The sequence below is a fragment of the Kitasatospora sp. NPDC093550 genome (genome assembly GCF_044764985.1).
Taxonomy (GTDB): Bacteria; Actinomycetota; Actinomycetes; order Streptomycetales; family Streptomycetaceae; genus Kitasatospora.
The window spans coordinates 78,372-88,548 of the sequence record NZ_JBIWJF010000033.1; the positions used below are offsets into that span (position 1 = coordinate 78,372).

Sequence of the window (10,177 nt, forward strand, 5' to 3'; positions counted from 1 at the left end):
GGCCCGCGGCGCGCCCGCTACGGCCCTGCCGGGCGACAGGCGTCGTGGCCATTCCCAGGACCCGGGCGCCGGCTTCCACCGCCGGCTCACCGGGCCGCCGCTCACCGCGGGGGCGGGCAGGGCTTCGAGCCCGGCGGGTGGAAGTGGGCGGTGACGGTCTTGCCGTCCTTCTGCAGACGGGTGTACCAGTGGTCGGCGAGTGCGTCGACCAGCGCCAGGCCGCGCCCCCCGGTGGCTTCCGGGCTCGCCGCCCGGGGCTGGGGGAGCCGACCGCTGTGGTCGTGGACGCTCAGGTGCAGGCAGCGTCCGTCCCAGGTCAGCACCAGTTCCGCGTCGCTGCCGGCGTGGACGTGCGCGTTGGTGGTCAGTTCGGACACGGCCAGGACGACCGCGTCCGCGACGGCCGGCGCGTCCCGGTTCCAGCCGAGGGTCTCCAGGTGTCTCCTCGCCCACGCCCGGCCGGCCCGTACGCCGGCGCCGAGCGGAAGCCGCCGGGCCCATCCCACTCCGCCGATCCTGGACATGCGGGCCTCCCCTCAGATGGAGTGCAACCCTCGTGTGCCCGCATCCGGCGACGGCATGCGACCTGGGCTCGACGTTGCGCCCGCTGCCGACCGGTCAGGTCCGCCGGGACCGTTCCCGTCCGGGAGCGGCCACCGGGTGGGGACTCAGCTGTCCGGTCGGCGCACCGCCACGCCGACCAGGCAGGTGTCGTCGTCGGTGTCGGCGTTGCTGTACTGCAGCAGGTGGTCCAGGTGCCCTTCGAGGCCGTTGGCGTTGACGCCCGCGTCGCGGTGGGCGCGTTCGGTGAGCGCCGTCAGGTTGGTCAGCGACGCCTGGAGGGATTCGTCACGGCGTTCGATCAGCCCGTCGGTGTACATCACCAGGGTGTCGCCAGTCTCCAGGACGAACTCGTCCTCCTCGTAGTCCGCTTGGTCCAGGGCGCCCAGCAGGATTCCGCCCACCTGCGGAAGGGTCCTCGCCCGGCCGTCGCGCAGCAGCACCGGCGGTGGGTGGCCGGCCCGGGCCCAGCGCAGCCGGCGGGTCGACGGCTCGTACAGCCCGCAGACCGCGGTGGCCGTGACGTTGTCGGTCAGGTGGTGGGTGACGCTGTTCAGCCAGCTGAGCAGCTGGCCCGGCCCGGCGCCGGTGGCGGCCAGGCCGCGCAGGGCGTTGCGCAGGGCGACCATGCCGGTGGCGGCCTCGATGCCGTGCCCGGCGACGTCGCCGACGCACAGCAGGACGTCGCCGGTCGGCAGCGCGAGCGCGTCGTACCAGTCGCCGCCGACGAGGTGGTCCTTCTCGGCCGGGCGGTAGCGGACGGCCACGTGCAGGTCGTGCAGGTCGAGCGGGCCCCGGGCGGGCGGCATGATGGCGTGCTGGAGCTGGAGGGCGAGGCGGCTGCGTTCGGCGGCCTGCTGCTCGCTCTGGGCCAGCTGGTCGCGGGTGGCGGCGAGTGCGACCTCCGTCCAGTGCTGGGCGGAGATGTCCTGGTAGGCGCCGCGCACCAGGCGCAGCCGGCTCTGCGGATCGCGCACCGGCTCCGCCACGACCCGGATGTGCCGGGTGACGCCGTCGGGGCGCTGGAGCCGGAAGGCGGTGGAGGCCGGCCGGCGGTGGTGCAGCAGGGTTCGCAGGAACCGGCCGATGGTGTGGCGGTCGTCCGGGTGGGCGTGTTCGGCCAGTTGGTCGATGGAGATCGGCTGCGCGGTGGGGGGCAGCCCGTGCAGCTCGTACAGGCTGTCGTTCCAGACGATCTGACGCGTGCGCAGGTTCTCCTCGAAGCCGCCGATCCGGCCCAGGCGCTGCGCGTGCTGGAGCAGCCGGGCGACCCGTGGCGTACCGTCGTCCAGCCGCCAGACGACCACCAGGTGGGGGCCGTGCCGGCTGATGCTCACCTGTGCCCGGGTGGTCAGCGGCACCCCGTCGACCAGGGCGGCCAGCCGCATGTCCGGGGTCCGGAACGGCTCTCCGGTGGCGAAGACGTGCTCGACCTTCTCGGCGAGGCCCCCCGGTTCCGCTGCGAGCGGGTACGCCTCCAGCAGCCGGGCGCCCACGATCGCGCTCGTGGACCGGCCGGCGAAGTCCACGAAGGACGGGTTGACGTGCCGCACCACGAACCGCGGCGGCACCTCGCCGTCCTCCGGTACCACCCGGAGGACCAGGCAGGGGTCGAAGAGGCCGTCCGTGAGCTGCCGCAGCTCGTCGAACCGGGCGTCGGCCACGTCGGCCGCGGGGAACTCCCGGGGCTCCCAGGACTCCAGGGTGGCGGCCGCCACCTCGGCGAGGGCCTCGAACTGCCTTTGCAGCGGCTGGGACTGCTCGGGCAACGCCTCGCGCCAGCAGATCTCCAGGACGCCGATCAGTCGGCCGCCGACGCCGGCCGGCACGGCCAGCCGCCCGCCGCGGACGTCGTGCTGGCCGATGGAGGGCACCGAGGCGTCGGCGAGCACGTGGTAGCCGATGGCCGTGCGCTCGTCCAGGGCCCGGCGGGCCGGCGTCGGGACGCCGGGCGGGACGTGGCGCCAGCGGCGGGCCTCCTCCGGCTGGAAGCCGGCGCTGCCCGCGAGGGACAGCGAGAGGTCGGGGTGGGCGGCCCAGATCGCCACCGCGGCCACGCCCAGCGGGCGAAGGGCGTGCTCCAGCATGGAGCGGGCCGCCGTCGCGGCGTCGCCGCCCGCGATCGTGTCCGCCTCGGTGCTGCGCAGCCGCAACGCGACGGGATCCGCGCACCTGGCCGCCGCACCGGCGCGCACCCCGGCCCGGGCGGGCCGGACCGCCCCGCCGGTCCCGGCCGCCCCGTCCGTTCGGGCCGCCTCGTCGGAGCGGGTCACGGCGCCGGCCACGAACTCGCGGGCGAGCGCCGAGATCTGGTCCGCCGCGGCCTGGTTGAGCAGGTCGGCGGCGAGCGCCAGCTTCGTCACCCCCGCCTGCTCGGCGAGGCCCTCCAACTGCCGGGCGGCTTCGGTGGGGCCGCAGCGCAGGCGCTCCACCAGCACGCCGACCGCCATCTCCAGGACGGCTCGCCCCGCCGAGTCGGCCTGCGCCTGGTCCAGCTCCCGGCGCAGGCGATCCACCGTGCCGGCGAGCCGGCCCACCGCCGTGGCCGTACGGTCGGGCTCCGGCTCCCGGGCGGCGGGCGCCTCCGGGCCGGTCGAACCGCGCTGGGCCCCGACCCTGAGGGCGTCGACGGCCGGTTCCATCACGGGGCGGCCCTTCGCGAGCTGTTCGTCGGGGTGCTGCACGGTGGTGGCTCCTGGGGTCTGGACTGCTGCTCCGGTCGGCGGCCGGGGCCGGTCCGGCACGATCCGCCGGACGGGCCTCACCGCGTGAGGTGGTGCGTGATCCGGCTGATCACCTCGTCGGCGTCGACCGGCTTGGTGATGTAGTCGCTCGCGCCGGCGGCCAGGCTCTTCTCCCGGTCGCCGATCATCGCCTTGGCGGTCACGGCGATGATCGGCAGGCCCTCGTGCTCGGGCATGGCGCGGATCGCCGCCGTGGCCGTGTACCCGTCCATCTCCGGCATCATCACGTCCATCAGGATCACGTCGATGCCGGGGTGGGCGGTGAGCGACTCCAGCGCGGCGCGCCCGTTCTCGGCCTGGAGGACGTGCATGCCGTGCAGTTCCAGGATGCTGGTGATCGCGTAGAGGTTGCGGTCGTCGTCGTCGACCACCAGGGCCGTGCGGCCGGCCAGCGCTGGCTCGGCGCCGGGGCTCCAGGAGGGCATCCGGTCCGTGCCGCGTCCGGGCGGGAGCGCGCCGCCGGGGCGGTCGGCACTCATGTGGAGGGCGATCCGCTCGCGCAACTCGTCGAGGCTGGCTATCAGTTCGAGCGGCTGTCCGCTCGGCCGGGAGACGGAGTCCGCGCGCTCGCCGGTGACGCCGCGGTTGTTGTGCGCCAGCACCGGCACGGTGTGCAGGGCCGGGTCGCCCTCCATGTCGGCGAGGAGCGCGGCAGCCGCGCCGTCCGGCAGGTCGAGTTCCAGGACGACGCAGTGGCACGGCGCGGTGGCCAGCGCGGTGGCGGCCTCCTGGGCGCCGACGGCGGTGACGACCTCGACCTCCCGGTGCCCGGCCGAGTAGCGCGCGAGGTCGGCCACGGCGTTCTCCGCGACGAGGGTCAGCAGGCCGTTGGGCCGGCCCTCCACGACGAGGAGCCGCCGCGGCCGTTCGGAGGAGGCGTCGTCGGCGGGATCGACCGGCTGGTCCGGCGAGGGCCCCGCGGCGGTGCCGGCCGGCGTTCCGGGGGTCGGCGCCGGTTCGCCGGCGGTGACCTCGGAGTGCCGGGCGGGGAGGTAGAGGGTGAAGGTGCTGCCCCGCCCCGGGGTGCTCTCGACGGTGATGGCGCCGCCGAGCAGGAAGGCGATCTCCCGACTGATGGACAGTCCGAGGCCGGTGCCGCCGTACTTGCGGCTGGTGGTGCCGTCGGCCTGTTGGAAGGCGCCGAAGACGGTCTCCAGGTGCTGGGGCGCGATCCCGATGCCGGTGTCGGTCACCCGGAAGGCGAGCACCGGGCCGCCACGCCGGACGCCGTCCGGGAGTTCGGCCTCGGGGGCGGGTTCGATGCGCAGCTCGACGGTGCCGTGCTCGGTGAACTTGACGGCGTTGGACAGCAGGTTGCGCAGCACCTGGCGCAGCCGGTAGTCGTCGGTGAGGAGCTCGCCGGGGACGCCGGGCGCCGTGTGGACGGCGAAGGCGAGGTTCTTCTGCCCGGTGAGCGGGCGGAAGGTGGCCTCGACGTAGTCCAGCAGGGCGCGCAGCGGCACCGCGTCGACGTTCAGGTCCATCTTGCCGGCCTCGACCTTGGACAGGTCGAGGATGTCGTTGATGAGCTGGAGCAGGTCGGAGCCGGCGGAGTGGATGATGCCGGCGTACTCGACCTGCTTGGCGGTCAGGTTCCTGGTGGGGTTCTGGGCGAGCAACTGGGCCAGGATGAGCAGGCTGTTGAGCGGCGTGCGCAGTTCGTGGCTCATGTTGGCCAGGAACTCCGACTTGTACTTGGAGGCGAGGGAGAGCTGGTGCGCGCGGTCCTCCAGCTCCTGGCGGGCCTGCTCGATCTCCAGGTTCTTGGTCTCGATGTCGCGGTTCTGGGCGGCGAGGAGTTCCGCCTTGTCCTCCAGTTCGGCGTTGGAGGCCTGGAGTTCCTCCTGCCGGGCCTGGAGTTCCTCGGAACGGGCCTGGAGTTCGGCGGTGAGCCGCTGGGATTCGCCGAGCAGCTCGTCGGTACGGGCGTTGGCGATGATGGTGTTGACGTTGACGCCGATGGTCTCCATCAGCTGTTCCAGGAAGTTCCGGTGGACCTGGGTGAACGGCTTGACGGAGGCCAGCTCGATGACGCCGAGGACCTGGTCCTCGACCACGATCGGCAGCACCATCAGGGACAGCGAGTCGGTGCGGCCGAGGCCGGAGGAGGCGGGGAGGTAACCCGGCGGGATCGCGTCGACGCTGATGGTGCGCCGGCTGCGGGCGGCCTGGCCGACGAAGGACTCGCCGAGGCGGAAGCGGGTGGGGCGCTCGCCGTCGGGGAACGCGTAGGAGCCGACCAGCTGGAGGATCGTCCCGTCCGGACTGTCCTCGGCGAGGTAGAAGGCACCGCACTGCGCGCCCACCAGCGGGGCGAGTTCGTCCATCACGGACTCGGCGACGACGCCGAGGTCGCGCCGGCCCTGCATCAGGGCGGAGAAGCGGGCGAGGTTGGTCTTCAGCCAGTCCTGTTCCTCGTTGGCGCGGGTGGTCTCGCGCAGGGACTCCACCATGAAGTTGACGTTGTCCTTGAGGTCGGCGACCTCCCCGGAGGCGTCCACGGTGATCGAGCGGGTGAGGTCGCCGGCCGCGACGGCGCTGGTGACCTCGGCGATCGCCCGGACCTGCCGGGTCAGGTTCCCGGCCAGCTCGTTGACGTTCTCGGTGAGCCGCTTCCAGGTGCCGGAGACGCCCTCGACCTTGGCCTGGCCGCCGAGCCGCCCCTCGGTGCCGACCTCGCGGGCGACCCGGGTGACCTCGTCGGCGAACGCGGAGAGCTGGTCGACCATCGTGTTGATGGTCGTCTTCAGCTCCAGGATCTCGCCCCGGGCGGTGACGGTGATCTTCTGCGACAGGTCGCCTTCGGCGACCGCGGTGGCCACCTGGGCGATCGCGCGGACCTGGCCCGTGAGGTTTCCCGCCATGGAGTTCACCGAGTCGGTCAGGTCGTGCCAGGTCCCCGAGACGCCGACGACCCGGGCCTGGCCGCCGAGCCGCCCCTCGGTGCCGACCTCGCGGGCGACCCGGGTGACCTCCCCGGCGAACGCGGAGAGCTGGTCGACCATCGTGTTGACGGTGTTCTTGAGCTCCAGGATCTCGCCCCGGGCGTCGACCTCGATCTTCTGGGTGAGGTCGCCGCGCGCCACCGCCGTGGTGACCTGGGCGATTCCGCGCACCTGCCAGGTGAGGTTGCCGGCCATCGCGTTGACCGAGTCGGTGAGGTCCGCCCAGGTGCCGGAGACCCCGGGAACCTGCGCCTGGCCGCCGAGGCGGCCCTCGGTGCCGACCTCCCGCGCGACGCGCGTCACCTCGGAGGTGAAGTGCGACAGCTGGTCGACCATGCCGTTGAACACCGAGGCGATCTCGCCCAGCAGCCCGTGCGCGTCGTCGGGGAGCTTGGTGCTGAAGTCGCCGTCCCGGACGGCCGTCAGGCCGGCCAGCAGTTGCCGCAGTTCGGACTCGTTGCCCAGCGCGGCCTCCGGCCCGTGCGCCGGGCGGTGCTGCGAGCCGTTGATCGTGGTCGGGCCAGCCATCGAAGGTCGCCTCCGTAGAACGCCGGGCCGGGGGCCCGCATCCGGTCGTGGGCATCGCCGAACCCGGGCGGATGGATCCGGTCGTGGGTCGGGTGCGGTGCGTACCGTCACGGAGGCTACCCCAGCGTCCGTGCCGCCGGGAAACGGCTGCGACCAGGGAGGAGGTGCTCCGGACGGCGGATCCGGTGCGACGTGGTCTTCACGAAACCTTCACGAGGCGCGGCTGCATCGATCTCGCGCTCCGGGGTATCCGGGCCCCGTCGTGCCGTCGCGGGAAAGGACTCGGATGCCCACGCCCACCGGTGAACTGCTCGCCCCCACAACCGTCCCGGCCGGGAGGATGCGGGAGCTGCTCCCGGCCGACCTGCCCAGGGGGGAGGACCTGCGCGAGATGGCGCCGGCCGACGCGCGGGAACTCACCCGCGTCCTGCTGCGCCGCCTCGCCACGCTGGAGGAGGGGACGAGGGAGTACTCGTACGTCCGCAACACCCTGGTGGAGATGAACCTCTCCCTGGTGAAGTTCGCGATCCGCCGCTTCACCTCGCACCGCGAGCCCAGGGAGGACCTCCTCCAGGTGGGCGCGGTCGGCCTGGTGAAGGCCATCGACCGGTTCGACCCGGACCTCGGTGTGGAGTTCACCACGTTCGCCATGCCGACCGTCCTCGGTGAGCTGCGGCGCCACTTCCGCGACACCACCTGGGCCGTGCACGTGCCCCGGCGGCTCCAGGAACTGCGCATCGTCCTCGCCAGGGCCCAGGAGAAGCTGTCGCAGGAACTCGACCGCGCTCCCACGCCCGCCGAACTCGCCGAGCACCTCTCGCTCCCGGTCGAGGAGGTCGTCGAGGGGCTGACCGCGGCCAACGGCCACACCGCGGGCTCGCTGGACCTCGGCGGCGACGAGGACGAGGACGGCCCCGGCGCGCTGGCCGAACGCCTCGGCGAGGAGGACCGGCGCCTGTCCCGGGTCGAGGACCTGGTGGCGCTCAAGCCGCTGGTGGCCGCACTGCCGGAGCGGGAGCGGCTCATCCTCTCCATGCGCTTCTGCGAGGACCTGACGCAGACCCAGATCGGGGCCCGCCTCGGGCTCTCCCAGATGCACGTCTCCCGGCTGCTGAGCCGCACCCTGCGGAAGCTGCGGGAAGGGCTGGTCGGCGACTGACGGTCGCCGAGGGCCGTGTTTGGCGCAGCGGCCCGGCCTACGTAGGGTCGGAAGGCACGGACATGGAGGGGACGACGATGATGCCATCCGACGACGGCCAGGGCGAGGCGGCCCTGGCGACCGCACCCAGGCCCGGCCTGGTCATGCGCAGCCGCACCACGGAGACCGGGGCGGCGGTGTGCGCGCTCGTCGGCGACCTCGACATCGAGACGCTGGCCTCGGCCGCCGAGGAGCTCACCGAGCTGGTCACGCGGCGCCCGTCGGCACTGGTCATCGACCTGGGGGAGGTTGCCTTCTGCGACTCCTCGGGGCTGAACCTGCTGCTCCGGACGCGCATCGCGGCCGAGAAGGAGGGGCTGCACCTGCGGCTCGCGGCGGTGGCGCCGACGGTGCTGCGGGTGCTGGAACTGACCGGTGCACGTACGGTGTTCACGATCCACGAGACGGTCGAGGAGGCCCTGGGCGCCTGGGCGCCTGAGCGCCTGACCGCCTGAGCGCCTGACCGCCTGAGCGCCTGACCGCCCGAGCGCGTGACCGCCCGAGCGCCGGGCTGTCCGAGCGGCGGGCTGTGCGAGCGGCGGGCGGCCCGCCCGGCTACCGGGCGGCGCGTGGGGAGAGGCATAATCCCGGAGCTGCCGGGAAACCGAGCTGCGAGAGTCGTCGATGCGGAAGGGTGCCCGTAGATGTCGATGAGCCGGGGAACCCTGGACGGTGACCCGCTCCCGGGTGGGCTCGTGCTGCCCGTCGGCGGTCAGCGCAGACGGCTGCCCCTCGTCGGGCTCCCCAAGCCGGTCGCCCGCGCCAGGGCCCACACCGTCCGTGTGCTGGGCGACTGGTGCGCGTCCGTTCCCGGGCCCGGGGCCGGAGGGGGGATCACCGAGGACGTCGTCCTGGTGGTCGCCGAACTCGTCGGGAACGCCATGCTGCACGGCGACGGCCCGCTGGAACTGGTCCTCGACCTCACCCCGGACCGGCTGCGGATCGAGATCAGCGACCGCAGCTCCGACATGCCCGCCCCCCGGGAACCGCACCACCCCGCACTGCCCGGTGGACACGGCCTGTTCATCGTGCAGCGGATCGCCGACCGCTGGGGCGCCCAGCCGCACCCCCAGGGCAAGACCATCTGGGCCGAGTTCGAGGCGTCCCGCCTCCTGGGCGCGTGACCGGGGGCCCTGCGGCATCCCGAATCCGAGCAGTACGTCCGGACGGCGGTGGGCCCGGACGACGTGCGGCCGACGACGGACGGCAAGCGGCGGGGCCGCCCTGATCGGGCGGCCCCGCCGCTTGCCGTGGGCCGGCAGACCCGGCACTTCCCGAGCGGTTACCAGCGGTACCACCGGCTCCGCCCGCGGGTGGTTTCCGTGCCCCCAGCGGGGGAAGCCGCTGGAACAGCCGCTGCCCGGCCGGTCGTCGGCGCCCGTCCCGGACGCCTCGGGGGGCTTCCCCTCCGCGTGCGGGCACGGTGGCTTCCACCGAGACCGGAGCACGGGGCGGCGAACCGCCCTCACCGTACGGAGGCCGGACGACGGCTCCCCGACCCTGGAAGGAATTCTGCGATGGGCATCGTCATCAGCAGCCCTCTGCCGGACAACGAACGCAAGACGACCGGGGAAGCGCTGCAGGGCGCCCTGGTCGACCTGCTGGACCTTTCCCTGGTGGCCAAGCAGGCGCACTGGAACCTCCACGGGCCCCGGTTCCGCTCCGTCCACCTGCAACTGGACGAAGTGGTCACCACCGCCCGCGACTTCGCCGACGAGGTGGCCGAGCGCGCCGCGGCGATCGGGGTCAGCCCCGACGGACGGGCCGCGACGATCGCCGCTTCCAGCGGCCTGCCCGGGTTCCCCGAGGGCTGGATCGCCGACGAGGCGGTGATCGAGCACCTGGTGAAGGCGTTCGGGGTCGCGATCGAGCGGATGCGGACGCGGATCGAGGAGACGGAGAAGGCGGACCCCGTCACCCAGGACCTCCTGATCGGACTCACGGCCGCGCTGGAGAAGCACAGTTGGATGTTCCAGGCGGAGAGCCGGGGCTGACGCGTGCGGCCCCGGCGCGGCTGAGCGCCGGGCCGGGGACCGCGACGGCGTGTGCCTGCCGCGCGCCGGGGCCACGGCCGGGCCACACGTGCCCCGGCTGCGCGAATGTCATGCCGGGTGATTCGTCGTCAGACGGGTTACAACCGTGGAATGGTCCGATTCCCCGCCCCCGCTCCCGCCCCCTCCCGCGTGGCCCCGCCGCCCGCG

Annotated in this window: 7 protein-coding genes; 4 read left to right on the top strand and 3 right to left on the bottom strand. The window is 73.6% G+C overall.

What is annotated here, in order from left to right; genetic code table 11:
• Positions 1–101: 101 nt before the first annotated feature.
• From ACIRD3_RS34740 to ACIRD3_RS34750, 3 genes are all read right to left on the bottom strand, one after another.
• Positions 102–524 carry an ATP-binding protein gene (locus tag ACIRD3_RS34740; RefSeq protein ID WP_402224591.1) on the bottom strand — a complete coding sequence of 141 codons (423 nt, stop codon included), beginning with the start codon at positions 522–524 and terminating at the stop codon, positions 102–104.
• A 144-nt stretch (positions 525–668) separates the two neighbouring features.
• Positions 669–3,203 carry a SpoIIE family protein phosphatase gene (locus ACIRD3_RS34745; RefSeq protein WP_402224610.1) on the bottom strand — a complete coding sequence of 845 codons (2,535 nt, stop codon included), beginning with the start codon at positions 3,201–3,203 and terminating at the stop codon, positions 669–671.
• Positions 3,204–3,322: 119 nt separating this feature from the next.
• A complete protein-coding gene (locus tag ACIRD3_RS34750) occupies positions 3,323–6,778 on the bottom strand; it encodes a HAMP domain-containing protein (protein ID WP_402224594.1) in 3,456 nt (1,151 codons plus the stop codon).
• A gap of 286 nt (positions 6,779–7,064) precedes the next feature.
• On the opposite strand from ACIRD3_RS34750, the gene ACIRD3_RS34755 reads away from it, so the two are divergent.
• From ACIRD3_RS34755 to ACIRD3_RS34770, 4 genes are all read left to right on the top strand, one after another.
• On the top strand, positions 7,065–7,937 hold the full coding sequence (locus tag ACIRD3_RS34755) for a SigB/SigF/SigG family RNA polymerase sigma factor (protein WP_402224596.1): 873 nt from the start codon (positions 7,065–7,067) through the stop codon (positions 7,935–7,937).
• A 77-nt stretch (positions 7,938–8,014) separates the two neighbouring features.
• Positions 8,015–8,431, top strand: coding sequence for an STAS domain-containing protein (locus ACIRD3_RS34760; RefSeq protein ID WP_402224598.1), 417 nt, complete (start codon positions 8,015–8,017; stop codon positions 8,429–8,431).
• A gap of 195 nt (positions 8,432–8,626) precedes the next feature.
• Complete coding sequence (locus ACIRD3_RS34765; RefSeq protein ID WP_402224600.1) at positions 8,627–9,100, top strand: ATP-binding protein; 474 nt, start codon at positions 8,627–8,629, stop codon at positions 9,098–9,100.
• A gap of 393 nt (positions 9,101–9,493) precedes the next feature.
• Complete coding sequence (locus tag ACIRD3_RS34770; protein ID WP_402224602.1) at positions 9,494–9,970, top strand: Dps family protein; 477 nt, start codon at positions 9,494–9,496, stop codon at positions 9,968–9,970.
• The last annotated feature ends 207 nt before the right edge of the window (positions 9,971–10,177 follow it).